General features: G+C 63.4%; 17 protein-coding genes and 1 riboswitch. Of the genes, 9 read left to right on the forward strand and 8 right to left on the reverse strand.

Annotated elements, in window-relative coordinates; genetic code table 11:
• The first annotated feature begins 5 nt into the window (after window positions 1-5).
• Window positions 6-770: a YdcF family protein gene (locus tag NKH91_RS23945; RefSeq protein ID WP_352847554.1), complete on the forward strand. Its 765-nt coding sequence runs from the start codon at window positions 6-8 to the stop codon at window positions 768-770.
• Between the two features lie 16 nt (window positions 771-786).
• On the opposite strand, the gene NKH91_RS23950 is transcribed toward NKH91_RS23945, so the two are convergent.
• Complete coding sequence (locus NKH91_RS23950) at window positions 787-1,407, reverse strand: pyridoxamine 5'-phosphate oxidase family protein (RefSeq protein WP_352515876.1); 621 nt, start codon at window positions 1,405-1,407, stop codon at window positions 787-789.
• A gap of 134 nt (window positions 1,408-1,541) precedes the next feature.
• Here NKH91_RS23950 and NKH91_RS23955 point away from each other — a divergent pair, with 134 nt between their 5' ends.
• Together NKH91_RS23955 and NKH91_RS23960 are read left to right on the forward strand one after the other, a co-directional pair.
• On the forward strand, window positions 1,542-2,450 hold the full coding sequence (locus tag NKH91_RS23955) for a LysR family transcriptional regulator (RefSeq protein ID WP_352847551.1): 909 nt from the start codon (window positions 1,542-1,544) through the stop codon (window positions 2,448-2,450).
• A 108-nt stretch (window positions 2,451-2,558) separates the two neighbouring features.
• Window positions 2,559-3,359: a lysophospholipid acyltransferase family protein gene (locus NKH91_RS23960; protein WP_352847549.1), complete on the forward strand. Its 801-nt coding sequence runs from the start codon at window positions 2,559-2,561 to the stop codon at window positions 3,357-3,359.
• A 27-nt stretch (window positions 3,360-3,386) separates the two neighbouring features.
• Here the strand turns inward: NKH91_RS23960 and NKH91_RS23965 are convergent, their stop codons facing one another.
• The gene (locus tag NKH91_RS23965; RefSeq protein ID WP_352847546.1) at window positions 3,387-4,007 is read right to left on the reverse strand and encodes a LysE family translocator; all 621 of its coding nucleotides are present in this window, start codon (window positions 4,005-4,007) and stop codon (window positions 3,387-3,389) included.
• A gap of 76 nt (window positions 4,008-4,083) precedes the next feature.
• Window positions 4,084-5,031 (reverse strand): aldo/keto reductase, encoded by a 948-nt coding sequence (locus NKH91_RS23970; RefSeq protein ID WP_023721101.1) that lies wholly within the window; start codon window positions 5,029-5,031, stop codon window positions 4,084-4,086.
• 319 nt (window positions 5,032-5,350) lie between these two features.
• Between NKH91_RS23970 and NKH91_RS23975 the strand changes: the two genes are divergently transcribed.
• Complete coding sequence (locus NKH91_RS23975; protein ID WP_352847543.1) at window positions 5,351-6,331, forward strand: quinone oxidoreductase family protein; 981 nt, start codon at window positions 5,351-5,353, stop codon at window positions 6,329-6,331.
• A 45-nt stretch (window positions 6,332-6,376) separates the two neighbouring features.
• Here the strand turns inward: NKH91_RS23975 and NKH91_RS23980 are convergent, their stop codons facing one another.
• Window positions 6,377-6,910 (reverse strand): gamma-glutamylcyclotransferase, encoded by a 534-nt coding sequence (locus NKH91_RS23980; protein WP_023721103.1) that lies wholly within the window; start codon window positions 6,908-6,910, stop codon window positions 6,377-6,379.
• A 108-nt stretch (window positions 6,911-7,018) separates the two neighbouring features.
• On the opposite strand from NKH91_RS23980, the gene NKH91_RS23985 reads away from it, so the two are divergent.
• Window positions 7,019-8,020, forward strand: a complete 1,002-nt coding sequence (locus NKH91_RS23985) for a DUF2125 domain-containing protein (protein ID WP_352847541.1) — start codon at window positions 7,019-7,021, stop codon at window positions 8,018-8,020.
• Window positions 8,021-8,150: 130 nt separating this feature from the next.
• Here NKH91_RS23985 and NKH91_RS23990 read toward each other — a convergent pair whose 3' ends face one another.
• On the reverse strand, window positions 8,151-9,086 hold the full coding sequence (locus NKH91_RS23990; protein ID WP_352483504.1) for a prephenate/arogenate dehydrogenase family protein: 936 nt from the start codon (window positions 9,084-9,086) through the stop codon (window positions 8,151-8,153).
• Between the two features lie 6 nt (window positions 9,087-9,092).
• Window positions 9,093-10,202, reverse strand: a complete 1,110-nt coding sequence (gene hisC / locus NKH91_RS23995; protein ID WP_352847539.1) for a histidinol-phosphate transaminase — start codon at window positions 10,200-10,202, stop codon at window positions 9,093-9,095.
• A 138-nt stretch (window positions 10,203-10,340) separates the two neighbouring features.
• A riboswitch (SAM riboswitch) is annotated at window positions 10,341-10,418 on the forward strand.
• 76 nt (window positions 10,419-10,494) lie between these two features.
• On the opposite strand from hisC, the gene metX reads away from it, so the two are divergent.
• Window positions 10,495-11,664: a homoserine O-acetyltransferase MetX gene (metX, locus tag NKH91_RS24000; RefSeq protein WP_292661143.1), complete on the forward strand. Its 1,170-nt coding sequence runs from the start codon at window positions 10,495-10,497 to the stop codon at window positions 11,662-11,664.
• Window positions 11,665-11,836: 172 nt separating this feature from the next.
• Complete coding sequence (metW, locus tag NKH91_RS24005; protein WP_023721109.1) at window positions 11,837-12,451, forward strand: methionine biosynthesis protein MetW; 615 nt, start codon at window positions 11,837-11,839, stop codon at window positions 12,449-12,451.
• Between the two features lie 28 nt (window positions 12,452-12,479).
• On the opposite strand, the gene NKH91_RS24010 is transcribed toward metW, so the two are convergent.
• Window positions 12,480-12,800, reverse strand: coding sequence for a DUF1330 domain-containing protein (locus NKH91_RS24010; protein WP_352591151.1), 321 nt, complete (start codon window positions 12,798-12,800; stop codon window positions 12,480-12,482).
• A 235-nt stretch (window positions 12,801-13,035) separates the two neighbouring features.
• Between NKH91_RS24010 and NKH91_RS24015 the strand changes: the two genes are divergently transcribed.
• Both NKH91_RS24015 and NKH91_RS24020 read left to right on the forward strand, forming a co-directional pair.
• Window positions 13,036-13,782: an SDR family NAD(P)-dependent oxidoreductase gene (locus NKH91_RS24015; protein WP_352847536.1), complete on the forward strand. Its 747-nt coding sequence runs from the start codon at window positions 13,036-13,038 to the stop codon at window positions 13,780-13,782.
• A gap of 41 nt (window positions 13,783-13,823) precedes the next feature.
• Window positions 13,824-14,849 carry an RNA polymerase subunit sigma-70 gene (locus NKH91_RS24020; protein WP_352951009.1) on the forward strand — a complete coding sequence of 342 codons (1,026 nt, stop codon included), beginning with the start codon at window positions 13,824-13,826 and terminating at the stop codon, window positions 14,847-14,849.
• A gap of 18 nt (window positions 14,850-14,867) precedes the next feature.
• On the opposite strand, the gene NKH91_RS24025 is transcribed toward NKH91_RS24020, so the two are convergent.
• On the reverse strand, window positions 14,868-15,674 hold the full coding sequence (locus NKH91_RS24025) for a DUF1194 domain-containing protein (RefSeq protein WP_352591157.1): 807 nt from the start codon (window positions 15,672-15,674) through the stop codon (window positions 14,868-14,870).
• Window positions 15,675-15,745: the final 71 nt, after the last annotated feature.

Consider the following 15,745-nt stretch of genomic DNA (forward strand, 5'->3'; position numbering starts at 1 on the left):
ATTTCATGATGGACGTTCGGGACTCGACCGATACCGCTGGGTGCATGCCAGTGCTGGTTGCGCGTCCGCATGAATTCGCCGGGCCTGATGAATTTGCCAAGCCGGATCAATTCGCCACACACGGGCGGCTGCTGGCAGCCCGCTCCTTGCGACTTTCGGCCCTCGTTCTGCTCGCCCTTGTGGCGCTGTTTGTCGCCGGCTTCGGCTGGTTCGCCAACACCGTCAGCCGTCTGACGACGCCCGCCAATCCGGCAAGGGCCGACGCTATCATCGTGCTGACCGGCGGTCAGTCGCGCCTCGACGCCGCGATGGGCCTGCTTGCGTCCGGCAAGGGCGAGCGGCTTCTGATCAGCGGCGTCCATCCTTCCGCCAGCCGCCGCCAGCTTCAAGCCGCGACCGGCGGCGACAAGAGGCTGTTTTCCTGCTGCGTCGACATCGACCGCGCCGCGCTCGACACGATCGGCAATGCCGAGGAAAGCGCCAAATGGGTCGAGGACCATGCCTACGGCACGGTCATCCTCGTCACCAACAATTATCACATGCCGCGCAGCCTGCTGGAAATGGGCCGGCTGCTACGCGGCGCCAGGCTTGAACCCTATCCGGTGGTCAACACCAACCTCGGGAATGGCGGCTGGCTGACCAAGCCGGAAGCGCTGCGCGTGCTGTTCACCGAATACAGCAAATACCTGCTGGCGCTGGCGCGTGGCGTCATGCCGGTGAAGCAACCGCCCAACAGCGTCACGCTGGCCGACGCCGCGGGCGGAAACTGAACGGCACCGGCAGTTTTTATTCCCTGGCTGTTGCACCCGAGCGCAAGCGCGCGATCTCCTGCTCGAGCCGTTCTATACGCCTGTCTCGTTCGGCCAGAGCCGCCGCCACATCGGCCGCTTCGAAACGCTGCGGGATGTGCTGTGAGCAATTGGAATCCCAGGCAGAAACGGTAAACAGGATGACCTGTTCGGGTCGCGCTTTGTAGTCTTGCGGCATCAGCTTTGCCATCAGTTCGGCATCGCCCTCGACGACCTGCGCTGTGCCCCAGATCTTGATGCGCTGCCGGTGGGCATAATCGATGAGGAACAGGAAAGCCTGTGGGTTGTCGCTGAGATTGCCTTGGGTGATGAACTGCCTGTTGCCGGAAAAATCGGCAAAGCCGATCGTCCGTTCGTCGAGCACCTTGAGGAAACCGGCAGGCCCGCCGCGATGCTGGATGTAAGGCTGCCCGTCAGCATTGGCGGTCGACAGGAAGACGCTGGTCTGCGCCTCGATGAAGGCGGCGAGATCGGGCGTGATTGCCGCCTGCCAGCCACCACGCTCCTCAACACGGGCATAGGCCTGGCGCGAGCCCTTGCGGGCTTGGATCGCCTTCACCGTCGGTGTGAAGGCAACATCGCTGGTGTGAGCGTTCATGAAGACCCTCCTCAACTGCCGAGCTACGCTGCATTACTCACCGAAAAGTAGATACTTCCATCTTCGAGAAGCAGATGCGATATCTGCGATGCGTCCTTCCATTCTTCGGAAGGGCCAATTTTTTCGGGAAAGTTATGGATCGCCTCCACTCCATGTCGCTTTTCGTTGCCGCGGCGGAGACAGGCAGCCTTTCGGCTGCCGGGCGTCGCTTCGGCATTCCGCTGACGACGGTCAGCCGCAAGGTTTCGGACCTGGAAAGGCACCTGAAGACACGGCTGTTGAACCGCTCGGCGCGGCAGCTGTCGCTGACCGATGCCGGCCACGCCTATCTCGCCGCCTGTCGTCGCATTCTCGACGAGGTCGGCGAGGCCGAGCGAATAGCCGCCGGCGAGTACAGCGCCCCGACCGGCGAACTGATCGTCACCGCGCCGATCGTCTTCGGCCGCCTGCATGTGCTGCCGGTCGTCACCGCCTTTCTCGCCGCCTACCCCGACGTAAGTGTGCGGCTGACACTCGCCGACCGGATAACCCAGTTGGTCGAAGAGCACATCGATCTCGCCATCCGCATCGGCGCCCTTGCCGATTCGAGCCTGGTCGCCGTCCGCCTGGGTTCGATCCGCCGCGTCGTTTGCGCGAGCCCGGCCTATCTCGCCGAGCACGGCACGCCGAAAACGCCGCAAGAGCTTGCAGCACACAGTGCGATCACCTTCGAAGGGCTCAACGCCTCCGCCTGGAGTTTAGCCACCGGCAAGGCCGAATTCACCGTACCGGTCCGCTCCAGGTTACGGGTCAACACCGCTGAGGCGGCAATCGATGCGGCGATTGCTGGCGTCGGCGTGACGAGGCTGCTTTCCTACCAGATCGCCGCCGCGGTTCGGTCGGGTACGCTGCGCCCCGTGCTGCAGGAGTTCGAGCCCGAGCCATGGCCGGTGAGCCTCGTCCACGCCGGCCAAGGGCTGCTGCCGGTGAAGCTGCGCGCGTTCCTCGACTTCGCCGCCCCACGCCTGAAGCAGCGCCTGCTGCAGGCGGCGTGGCAGGCGTGACGAAGGACGGCCTACCGCAAAACCGGGCCGATCGCCCGCCTCGCACCGTTTCCTTTTTGCCGGCGCTTGGTGTAACCAACGCACACCTCCTCACCGGGCACTTGCTGTATGCTCTATTTCCGCTCGCTGGCGTTCAATCTCGCCTTTTACCTCAATCTGATCGTCCAGATGATCCTCTGGACCCCGTATTATTTCCTGTCGCCGCGCCACCGCGCCTGGTTCGTGCCGAAATTCTGGTCGCGCACCAGCATGTGGCTCTACGACAAGATCGCCGGCACCAGAAGCGAGATCACCGGCCAGGAGAACCTGCCTGAAGGCTCCTTCATCCTGGCGCCGAAGCACCAGTCCTTCTGGGACACGATCGCTTTCCTGCCGTTCCTCGACGATCCCATTTACATATTGAAGCGGGAGCTGACCTGGATCCCGTTCTTCGGCTGGTACATCTTGAAGATGCGGATGATTCCGGTCGACCGCGGCAGCCGCTCGAAGGCATTGAAGATGGTGATCGCCGCGACCAAACAGGAATTGGCGCGCAATCCCCGCCAGCTCATCATCTATCCCGAGGGCACGCGCCGGGCGCCGGGCGACGAGCCGGTCTACAAATACGGCATCGTCGAACTCTACGCGCAACTTGGCATTCCGGTGGTGCCGGTCGCTCACGTCGCCGGCCTCTATTGGCCGCGCCGCAAATTCCTGCGCTATCCCGGCACGATCAAGGCGCGCTTCCTGTCGCCGATCCCGCCCGGCCTCGGCAAGGACGAATTCATGCAACGGCTGATCGGCGAGACGGAGGCCGCCTGCGACCAGCTCCTCGTCGAGGCGTCGCAAACGCCGAACCCGCCGCCGATGCCGCCGACTGCGGTGAAAAGGCTTGGTGAGCTGGACGCGAAACCTGAATTGAAAGGCTGAGGCAACGGCCTCAGATGCCACAAGGGCTCACGGCAGGGCAGCCAGGGCGGCTGTTGCAACCAGCGTCACGGCAAACACCAGATTGATGATCCGCGAAGCCAGCGGTTTGCGCAGCAAACGTGCAAAGGCTGCGCCGGCGAGAAGCCACAAGAGATGAATGGCAACGATCATCAAGGTGAGAACCCCCAGCTTGGCTGAAATACCGAGACCGCCGGCGCCGGAAGACGCGCTGGCGAACACGGCGGCAATCGCCACATAGGCTTTCGGGTTGGCAACAGCCAGAAGAAACCCGCCAAGGAAAGTGGGAAGCGCCGCTCCACGGACGCGTGCCGTCAGTGGCGGCGCCGTCGCTATCTTGAACGCCAGGTAAAGGATGTAGGCTGCCGAGGCGACCGCCAGCAGCGCCGCGAGCTTCGGCAACGCGGCGAGAACGGCCATGATGCCCGTCGCCACCACCACGAGCACGAGGATCGTGCCAACAACGATCCCCGAGGCATAGCGGAGCGAATCCCGCAGGCCGAACGCGGCGCCGACCGCGGTGACGCTTATCGTCGCCGGCCCCGGGCTGCCCATGACGAGGGCCGATGCCAGCACAAGCGCCAGCAATTGCTGCCATAGCTGCTGATCGAGAAGAACCTGTCCGGCCATGCGGCGTCCCTGCATCCTGTGACGATGTAGGACGGTAGGCAAGGCAGCGGTGCGGGTCTTGAACGATCGTGCGCGGCTATGCGCTGGCCTTGTCGAGCTCGGCGATATCGTCCGGACTGAGCTGCAACGACGCCGCACGCACCAGGCTGTCGAGCTGGCCGAGCGTCGTCGCGCTGGCGATCGGAGCGGTGACGCCGGGGCGCGCCATGACCCAGGCCAGCGCCGCTTCCGCCGGCTTGGCCGAATGTCTGGCCGACACGGCGTCGAGCGCTGAGAGAATGCGCATGCCACGCGCGTTGAGATACCCTTTCACACCGCCGCCGCGCGGGCTTTTGCCGAGATCGGCTTCGCTGCGGTACTTGCCGCTCAAAAACCCTTTGGCGAGGCTGAAATAGGTGATGACGCCGATGTCCTCGGCCACGCACAGATCACGCAGCGGACCATCGAAGAACGAGCGGTCGTAGAGGTTGTATTCCGGCTGCAGCACCTCGTAGCGCGGCAGGCCGCGCAGGCTTGCTACGTCGAGTGCGGCGCGCAATTGGGCGGCGTCGAGGTTGGAAGCGCCGGCATAGCGGATTTTGCCCTTGTCGAGCAGTTTCTGGTAAGCACCGAGCGTTTCCTCATACGGGGTCGCAGGGTCGGGCCAGTGCGACAGATAGAGATCGACGGTATCGACCTGCAGCCGCTTCAGCGAGGCATCAATGGCCTTTTCGATATAGGCGGCGGACAGATCCCTTTTGCCCTGCCCCATGTCCGAACCGACCTTGGTGATGACGACAACCCTGTCGCGGTTGCCGCGACTCTTCATCCATTTGCCGATGATGGTTTCGGATTCGCCGCCCTGGTGGCCGGCAATCCAGCGCGAATAGGAATCGGCCGTGTCGATGGCGTTGAGACCGGCGTCGACAAAGCGGTCGAGCAAGTCGAACGAGGTTTTCTCATCGGCGGTCCAGCCGAACACATTGCCGCCCAGAACCAATGGCGCGATGGATAGGTCGGTGCGACCGAGACGACGTTTCTGCAAGGCTGATCTCCATGGTGATTCATGCTGAGGCGGGTGGGAGCCGCCGACCGGGCTAACCTATGTCACGCCATGGCAACGTCAAACGCATAGCCTCTTTTCCAACCCGCTGGCGCTTCACAAAACCGCGACCCGCCGCGCCGTGTCCGGCTTCCAAACCAGCCCCTCTGAGGAAATTGGCAAGTTTAGCACATAGATTGTCAAATCTGCCAATTCTGGCCTTTGCCGGCCGGCCATAAGTTCCGCGGCGCCGACGCAAATTTCGGCACGGTCTGGCCAAGCCCAGACTGTTTGCCCCGGATCGTTTGTTATGGAGACCGGCATGAAAGCAATTGTATTTGACGCCATCGGCTCGCCGCGCGACGTGCTCTACGTTGACGACCTGCCGATGCCGCGGATCGGCGATGGCGAGGTGCTGGTCAGGATGGTCTCGGCCTCGATCAATCCGGGCGACTTCCTGTTTATCCAGAACCTCTATCCCGAACCGAAGAAGCCGCATTTTCCCCAGCAGATCGCGGGAAACCATGGCGCCGGCATCGTCGAAGCCGTTGGCGCGAACGTTTTGCTGGAACCGGGCACGCTCGTCGCGTTCAGCTATTATGGCAGTTGGGCCGAGTACGCGGCCATTCCCGCCGAATGGCTGATCCCGTTGCCTGCCGGCTATCCGGTCGAACGCGCCGGGCAGATGGTGAACCCCATTACCGCGTGGGATCTGATGGTGGATTCCCGTGTGCGGCCTGGCCAGTGGCTGGCTGTCACGGCCGGCTATTCGTCGATTTCGACAATGGTGATGCAGTTCGCCCAACGACGCGGCATCAACGTCATCGCGCTGGTGCGGCGCTCGCACCAAAGCTTCGATCTGAAGACGCTTGGCGTCGCCGCCATTCTTGACCTTTCGGACTTGAAGGCAAGTATCCGGGAAGCCGTGATGGATATCACCGGTGGCGCCGGATTGAACGGGATTATCGACAATGTCGGCGGACCTGTCAGCGGCGAATTGATCCGCACCCTGGCGCTCGGCGGGCAGATGGTGATCAATGGCGGCATGAGTGCCGAGCGCTTCGAACTTCACAATTTCGATGTGTTGCTGAGCGGCGTGGAGATCAGGGCGAATATCTATCGCTACTTCTTTTCGCCGCCAGTCGAAGCCGACCGACCTGTGCTACGCGAGATCATCGACATCTTCGGCCAGCCCGGCTTCCACGTTCCTGTCGGCAGTCTCCGCCCGTTGACCGAGTTCAAGCTCGCCGTGGCAAACAGCCTGGATCGCGCCGATCTTGGCAAACAGATTTTCAGGATGTAGCCCGGACCACGACGCCGAAAGCATCATGGTCAACGACCAAAGAAGCTACGTCGCGACCCGTCTTGTCACCTCTTCCAGCCAGCGATCGCTTATACCCAGTGCTTCGAGGTGCTCCAGCGTGCTGAGCACGTAATCCTCATTCCTCCCCGACTGGCCGACGGCGCCGCGAACGACGGCTGCTGCCTCGGCGGCGTCGAGCGCACCGGCGTATTGCTCATGGCTGCGGTCCACGACATAGGCGATGGCTTCGACCGTCTCGCCCCCATCCGTTTCACGCTTGTCGAGGCGGACGCTGAGCACACGCTCGAGATAGACGTTGGTGACCAGCTCGCGTTCGCGCAGATAGGTGACGACCTCGTTGCGCAGCTCGCCTGGAACCCGGAACGCCAGCCCGATGCAGGAGCCGCCGCGGTCGAGGCCGAGCACCAGGCCCGGCCGTTCGCGCGAGCCGCGATGCACGAAAGAATAGACGCAGAGCGAACGGCGATAGCCATGCAGGCGGGCACGCCGCGTCTCGACATGCGCGAATCCCGGCCGCCAGATCAGTGAGCCGTAGCCAAAAACCCAAAAATCGCCCATATCGCCAAGCCTGATTGTGACGAACCACCTCACCGGTGGAGTCCGTCTACCTGTTGTTGCCGAAAGCGACAGCCCGCCCGTGCCACCCGCGTTAACGAAAGCCGCAGCATGACGTCAAGTGACGAGCGCCCGCCGCCCAGCCAACGTCGCCGCCTGTTGTGGCTTGCCGCTTTCGTCCTCGTGCTGTTCGGCATCTACAGCGCCGGCTGGTTCTACCTGGCGGACCTGGTCGAGAGTGCAACCGACAAGGCGGTCGCCGATCTCGACGACAAAGGCATCAAGGCCGACTGCGCCAATCTCGCGGTCAGCGGCTATCCCTTCACCTTCACGCTTTCTTGCGAAAGTCTGGCTTACGAGGACGACAGCCGCAACGTCGCTGCATCGACAGGCAAAATCAACGCCGCCACGCAGATCACGCGGCTTCTGTCGCCTGCCGCCGAGTTCAGGGGGCCGCTCAGGACCTCTGTTCCCGGCATGACGCCGCTGTGGATCGACTGGGATGATCTGCGGGCCGACATGAAGCTGTCCTGGCCGCTGCCGGGGCGCCTCTCGCTGCAGGCAGAAGGCCTGTCCGGCCAGACCGATCCGGCGGACGACACCGATCCTGTCTCGCTGTTCAGCGCCGGAACCGCCACCGGACAATTGCGCCCAAACGGCCCGGACATCGACTATGCCGGCAATTTCACCGATCTCGAAATCGACGCAGAGGCCATCGGCGGGCGCGTCTTGCCGCCACTCGACGGCAGCGGCGACGTGACATTGAAGAATGGTGTGACGCTGATCAAGGCAAATCCGAAGAGCCTGCGCGGCCAGGCGGTCGAAATCCGCGAGCTCGATCTGTCGTCCGGAACTGCGCGCATCACCGTTTCCGGACCGCTGTCGGTCGACAATGATGGTCTCATAAATGCCGACCTGATGATCAAGCTCAATGATCCGAAGGCCGTGGCGGCAATCCTCGCCACCGCCATCCCCGAGCAGAAGAAAGAAATCCAGACCGGCTTCGCCGGACTGGCGCTGCTCGGCAACGCACCGTCGATGCCGCTGAAGATCGTCAAGGGCAAGGCCTCGCTCGGCTTCATCCCGCTCGGCAAGATCAAGCCGCTCGACTAGAGCAATTCCAGGAAATTGTGAACGGTTTTCCGTCCGGATTGCGTCAAACAAAAAGATAGACCGGTTCGGCGTTTCCGTGAAACGATGAACCGTTCTGGGGCGGTACGGCCTGCGATCGGCTTGCCGCGGCTTATCCCTTCGGCGGGTGTTCGACTGCCTGGCGGCCGAAATCCGGTACGTCGATGTCCTGGCCGGCCTCGATAATCGAGCGGCGGACAGCGCGGGTGCGGGTGAACAGGTCGAACAGCTTTTCGCCGTCGCCCCAGCGGATCGCCCGCTGCAGCGAGGACAGATCTTCCGAGAACCGCGCCAGCATTTCGAGGATGGCGTCCTTGTTGTGCAGGCAGACGTCGCGCCACATGGTCGGGTCGGACGCCGCGAGACGGGTGAAGTCGCGAAAGCCGGAAGCCGAGTATTTGATGACCTCGGACTTGGTCACCGACTCCAAATCGTCGGCGGTACCGACGATGTTATAGGCGATGATGTGCGGCAGGTGCGAAACGATGGCCAGCGTCATGTCGTGATGCTGCGGGTCCATCGTGTCGATGTTGGAGCCGCAGCGGCGCCAGAATTCCGAGAGCTTTTCCAGCGCCACGGGATCGGTGCCGGCCAGCGGCGTGAAAATGCACCAGCGGTTCTCGAACAGTTCGGCAAAACCGGCATCCGGTCCCGATTTTTCGGTGCCGGCCAAAGGATGGCCGGGGATGAAGTGCACGCCATCAGGCACATGCGGCTGCATCTGCGCGATCACCGATGCCTTGGTCGAGCCGACATCGGTGAGGATGGCGCCCTTCTTCAGCGCCGGTGCGATCTCCTGGGCGACCGTGCCTGAAGAGCCGACCGGCACCGAAACGATGACCAGATCGGCATCGCGAACCGCTTCTTTCGCATCTGTCGTGTAGGTGTCGCCAAGGCCGAGTTGGCTCGCCCGCTCCAGCGTCGCTTCGCTGCGCGTCGAAATGGCGACTTGGCCGGCAAGTCCCTCGCGGCGGATGACGCGGGCCAGCGACGAACCGATCAGGCCGATGCCGACCAGCGCGATCTTTTCGAACATCGGTGAGGTCATGGTGCCCTAGCTTTTCAGGAATGTCGCGAGTGCTGCGACAACGCCGCGATTAGCCTCTTCGGTGCCGATGCTCATGCGCAGCGCGTTGGGAAAACCGTAGCCGGAAACGCGCCGCAATATGTAGCCGCGCGCACTGAGGTAGTCGTCGGCGGCCGCCGCCGAATGCTTTTTGTCCTCGGGAAAGTGGATCAGGATGAAATTGCCGACGCTCGGGGTCACCCGCAGCCCGAGCCCGGTCAATTGCTCGCTCAGCCAGGCCAGCCAGGTCTCGTTATGCGCGACGCTGCGCTCGATATGAGCCCGGTCGCGGATCGCCGCGATGCCTGCCTCGATCGCCGTCGCATTGACGTTGAAGGGCCCGCGCACGCGGTTGATCGCGTCGATGACGTGCGTTGGCGCATAGATCCAGCCGATCCTCGCGCCACCGAGGCCCAATTTCGAGAAAGTGCGGGTCATGACTACGTTTTCCGCGCTGCCCACCAACTCGACGCCAGCTTCATAGTCGTTGCGCCGGACATATTCGGCGTAGGCGGCATCCAGCACCAGAAGCACGTTTCGCGGCAGGCCCGCATGCAGGCGGCGCACCTCCTGGAACGGCACGTAAGTGCCGGTCGGGTTGTTCGGATTGGCAAGGAAGATGATCCTGGTACGCGGCGTCACCGCGGCGAGGATCGCATCGATGTCGGCGCGTTCATCAGTCTCCTTGACCGTTACCGGGACGGCACCGGCCGACTGGATGTAGATCTTGTAGACCATGAAGCCGTGTTCGGTGATGATGGCTTCATCGCCGGGCGCGAGGTAGGTCTGCGCAAGCAGGCCCAGGATCTCGTCGGAACCGTTGGAGCAGACGATGTTCGCCGGATTGAGCCCGTGCACGTCGGCGATCGCCTCCCGCAGGCGCCTGGCGCTGCCGTCGGGATAGACCGCGAGCTTGTCGGCGACCGCGCGCGCGGCCTCTATCGCCTTTGGCGAAGGACCGAGCGGGTTCTCGTTCGCCGACAGTTTGTAGACTTTGGCGACACCTTCCGGCGCCGCACTCTTGCCGGGCACATAGGCTTCGATGTCCATGATGCCGGCGCGGGGCGTTGGACGTGTCTGATCCGGTGTCTGGCTCATTCCATGAAATCCGTCGAGGATGCCTCCATCCGGAGGCCGCAGCGGAAATACAAGCCGTGGCCAGGAATGTCGAGGGGCGGCAATTCGGGATCAAGAACTTGCCGTTGACGAAGCCATGCGTCAGTCCTAGAAGAGCATCGACAGTTCCGTGGTGATTTGGCCGGTCGGCTTGCAGCCACGTTAAACAACTTGCTAAAGGGCCGTTTGCATCTTGTAACCGGCTTTGCGAAGGCATGGCCGGTTTTTTGTTGCCCAGACCGGTGGACAACTAAAGCCCGGGCAAGGAGATGTGATGGTCGCTTTGCGCGCTCGAAAAACCAACAACGAGGCCGACCAGCCGTCGAGCCCAGTGTTGCGTTTCGGCGCCGACAAGCCGCTCAAGCTCGACGCCGGCACGCTGCTGTCGCCGTTCCAGATCGCCTACCAAACCTATGGCACGCTCAACGACGCGCGCTCCAACGCCATCCTCGTCTGCCATGCGCTGACCGGCGACCAGCATGTCGCCAACACCAATCCGGTGACCGGCAAGCCGGGCTGGTGGGAAGTGCTGATCGGCCCCGGCAAGATCATCGATACCGACCGTTTCTTCGTCATCTCGTCCAACGTCATCGGCGGCTGCCTCGGTTCCACCGGCCCCGCCTCGACAAATCCCGCAACCGCCAAGCCTTACGGACTCGATCTGCCGATCATCACCATCCGCGACATGGTGCGGGCGCAGCTGATGCTGGTCGAGCATTTCGGCATCGAACAGCTGTTCAGCGTGCTGGGCGGCTCGATGGGCGGCATGCAGGTGCTGCAATGGGCCTCCAGCTATCCCGAGCGCGTCTTCTCGGCCCTGCCGATCGCCACCGGCGCCCGCCATTCCTCGCAGAACATCGCTTTCCACGAGGTCGGCAGGCAAGCGGTGATGGCCGACCCCGACTGGCATGGCGGCAAATATTTCGAGCACGGCAAGCGACCGGAAAAGGGGCTGGCGGTGGCGCGCATGGCCGCCCACATCACTTATCTGTCGGAAGCAGCGCTGCACCGCAAGTTCGGCCGCAACCTGCAGGACCGCGAAGCGTTGACCTTCGGCTTCGATGCCGACTTCCAGATCGAGAGCTATCTGCGCCATCAGGGCATGACCTTCGTCGATCGCTTCGATGCCAACTCCTATCTCTACATGACCCGGGCGATGGACTATTTCGATCTCGCCGCCGACCATGGCGGCCGGCTGGCCGATGCCTTCGCCGGCACCAAGACCCGTTTTTGCCTGGTCTCCTTCACCAGCGACTGGCTGTTCCCGACCGAGGAGAGCCGCTCGGTCGTTCACGCGCTGAACGCGGCCGGCGCCTCGGTATCGTTCGTCGAAATCGAGACCGACCGCGGCCACGACGCCTTCCTGCTCGACGAGCCGGAACTGTTCGCCGCCATCAAAGGCTTCATCGCCTCGGCGGCGCGGGCTAGAGGGCTCGGCGCATGACCTCGAAAAGTTGCACGCTTTTCGGATCAGGACCATGTGCCAGGCATCAGCGCATGACCCTGAAAAGTTGCAGACTTTTCGGATCAGGATCATGCGCCAGGCATCAGCGCATGGCCCCGAAAAGTTGCAGACTTTTCGGATCAGGACCATGCGCCAGGCAGGAGCCGAGCCAATGAGCGTCAACCGCGCCCAGCGCGTCGACCTCGAAGTCGTCGCCGATCTCATCCCGCCGCAGTCGCGGGTGCTGGACGTCGGTTCCGGCGACGGCCTGCTGCTCGAATTGCTGCAGGCGACCAAGAAGGTCGACGGCCGCGGGCTGGAACTGTCGCAGCGCGGCGTCAACGAATGCGTGGCGCGCGGCCTGTCGGTCATTCAAGGCGATGCCGACAAGGACCTCCAATTCTATCCCGACAAGGGCTTCGACTTTGTCGTCTTGTCGCAGACCTTGCAGGCGACCCGCAATCCGAAGCTGGTGCTCGACGAACTGCTCCGGATCGGCAACCGCGCCATCGTCTCATTTCCCAATTTCGGCCACTGGCGGGTGCGCTTTTCGCTGCTCTTCAACGGCCGAATGCCGGTGACCAAGGACCTGCCCTATTACTGGTACGACACCCCCAACATCCATTTCTGCACCATTCGCGATTTCGTCAATCTATGCGACGAGCTGGGCGCGACGGTGGAAAAGGCAACCGCGCTCGACGCCAACGGCCAGCGGATCGGCTTCTCCATGCCGTGGTGGTTCTGGAACTTTTTCGGCCAGCAGGCGGTATTTCTGCTGAAACGGTAGCAGGCCGCCCGCGAGCCGATCATTCCCCTTATTCAAGCACGTCGGTGGCCTTGTGCGGGTGCTCGACGCCGTCGACGAAGACCACGTCGGACTGAGAATTCGCGGTGCGCAGCGGCAAGATCTCCTGATAGGCGGGCGAGCGGTACCATCCGCGCGCCTGCTGCATGTCTGGAAACTCGATCATGACGAGGTGCCCCGGCCAATTGTTTTCAACCACGTCCACCTCGCTGCCATGCACAATGAAGCGCCCGCCGAACGGCTCAAGCGTGGCATCGATCTTCTGCAGGTACTCGACGATCGGCGGCCCCGGCGTGACCTGGCGCATATGGGCGACGGCGTAGGCGGTCATGGTGTAACTCCTTGTGGTCGAAAGCCGGACAACCGGCTTGATGGGAGCAGTTTGCCGGGACGTTGCGCGCTGGTCGATTACCCCCGAGGTAATGACACCGAATACAAAACTGGCGCGCCGCTGCCGTCACCTGAAAGATATTTCTGCCTGGCACCGATGATTTCCGCCCACCTGCGCTGTCCTTATCGATGGGCGCGCCTGGATGGTCCGGCGGCCGGGAACAGAGAGGTGATCCATGGGATCGTTGCAAAATCAGAATGTCGTCGTCGTCGGAGGCAGCCGGGGTGTCGGCCGCTCCATTGCGGAGGTCACCCTCAAGGAGAAAGCGACGGTGCTGGCGGTCGCCCGCGGAAAACAGGCCCTGGCGCAATTTGCCTGGGAGGTCTCCGGCGTGAAGACGCTCGCGATCGATGCGACGGTGGACTCCGCCCCCGATAAGGTCTTCGCCGCGCTTGAGCCGGACGTGCTGGTGATCTGCGCAGGTGCGCTGGCCCCTTCCGCGCCGGTGCATGAACAGAACTGGAAGGCCTTCTCGGCAAATTGGGACACCGACGTCAAGGCGTCGTTCCTGTTTTGCCGGGCCGCTCTGCGCCGTCCGCTCAAGCCGGGAACCCGGATCGTTCTGATCTCCAGCGGCGCGGCCTTGACCGGCGGACCACCCAATGCCGGCGGCTATGCCGGCGCAAAACGCATGCAGATGTTCCTGGCCGGTCATAGCCAGAAGGAGTCGGACCGGCTTGGCCTCGGCCTGCGCTTCATGGCGCTCGCGCCGATGCGGATCATGCCGGAGACCGGCGTGGGCAAGGCCGGCGTCGACAGCATTGCGGCCTATATGGGCATCCAGCCGGCGGACTTCATCGCCGCCATGACCGACATGCAGACGCCGGCCGATGTCGGACGGGCGGTGGTCGCACTCGCCACCGGCCAGCCGCAAGGCAGTTCCTTCATGGTGAGCGGGAGCGGGCTTGCCCCGGCCGCCTGAGGCGCGCGTAATGCAAACCTGACCCGGAACCCGAAAGTAGCATGACAGACGCTCAACCACCTCTGGAACCGGCCGCCCAGCCTATCCTCTATCGGGGGGCCTTCGAGAAGGTCACGGCCGCGCATCGCCGCGAGCTCAAGCTGCATTGCTATCGCATGATGGGTTCGCTGCACGAGGCCGACGACCTCGTCCAGGACACGTTGCTTCGCGCCTGGCGCGCAAGGTCGGAGTTCGACGGGCGGGGTTCGGTTCGCGGTTGGCTCTATATGATCGCGACCAATGCTTGCCTTAACGCCATCAAGGCGAGGTCGAGGGCGCGTCGCATTCTCCGGGAACCCGGACGGCCGCCGTCGCACGGGGCGGCCATAGGCGGGCCCGTAGCTGACGTCGCGTGGCTGGAGCCCTACCCCGACGCCGAGCTTCCAGACATTGCCGGCAGCGAGCCAGGTCCGGAAGCCCGTTACGAGAGCCGCGAGGCCGTCCAGCTCGCCTTCGTCGCCGCTATCCAGGATCTGCCGCCCAGGCAGCGCGCCGCGCTGCTGCTTGCCGACGTCCTGGGATGGTCGGCCGTCGAGACGGCGCGTTTGCTGGGCGGATCGACGGCTTCGATCAACAGCGCGTTGCAGCGCGCCCGCGCAACGCTGACGGCGCGCTATCCTGGCGGACGGCCGGCCAGCCGATCACGGCCCAACCCCGAAGAAGGCCTGCTGCTCGAACGTTACATGCAGGCCTGGCAGGCCGCCAATCTCGAAGGTTTGATCGAGCTCCTGCGTGAGGACGCCATCTATACCATGCCGCCTTGGCGCGAATGGTATCAAGGCCGCGAAGCGATCCGCGGTTTCTTCGAGACCGTCTGGCCGAGGTTCGGCGGCTTCCGCACGCTGGCCACCGCGGCCAATGGCCAGCCGGCGGTCGGGGTCTATTCCCGCAGCCACGATGACCCGGCGTGGCGGGCCCATTCCCTGCATGTGTTCGAGCCAGCCGAGGGCGGGATCGCTTCCTTGACGATCTTCATAGGGCCGCTCGGGCCATCTCTGTTCCCGGCCTTCGGCCTGCCACCGGCCTAGCTTACCCGTGGGCAAGCCTTACCGGTCGAGTTCCGGGAAATACGGGTCGGAAAAAAACCGCCGGTCGCGCTCGCCTTGCAGGCAGTCGATCGGTGCGTCGATGCGGATCGTCCTCGGATCCTCCTTGGGATACTCGACGCCGCTGACCTCGAGGATCAGTTTGCGGCGAGTGGCGGTGGCGAATTCGGAAACCGCATAGATTGGCAGGACGAACGAGCCCGGTCCGCCGGTGACGCATTCGGCATAATACCGGTCGAGATGGCTGAAGGTCGGTGACGGGCTGATCAGGATCGGCAACCCGTTGATGACGATGCCCTTCGCCAGCGCCGCATCGCGTGCCGTTGTGACCGGCAAGCCGGTGTTGTTTGGGCCATCGCCAGAGACGTCGATGACGCGGCGTTTGGCCACGAAGGCCGTGCCATCGAAAAGCTCGGCGCCGAAGGCCACGGCACCGGAAATCGAGGTGCCGCGGAAGCTCCTGAACGGGCGGGCCGCGATCTTGTCGGCGAAAGCGTTGGCGCTCTCCTTGCTGTCGATGACGTGCCAGGCAATGACCGCATCGTCGCGGATGGTGCCGGCCCATTCGAAATAGGCGATGGCGATGCGGCCGGAAGGGCCGGCACGCACGGCATTGATGAAGTCGGGATGGCGCAGCGCCGCGACATAGCCGGCGCGCTGCAGGGCAAACTCTCTTTCATCCATCGACTGCGAGATGTCGACGGCCAGCACCAGCTCGACGTCGACGGCAATGGCATTGGCGGGCGCGGCCACAGGTGCTGCCGGGGCGCAGGCAAGGCAGGCGAGCAGGGCGAGAGCGTCAAGCATGGCCGATCGGAACGTTCCCATCTGAAACGATCGCGATAGTTTTTCGCCGCGATCGCGGCGAAATAAAGCTT

This window comes from Mesorhizobium sp. M0894 (assembly GCF_040319725.1).
Taxonomy (GTDB): Bacteria; Pseudomonadota; Alphaproteobacteria; order Rhizobiales; family Rhizobiaceae; genus Mesorhizobium.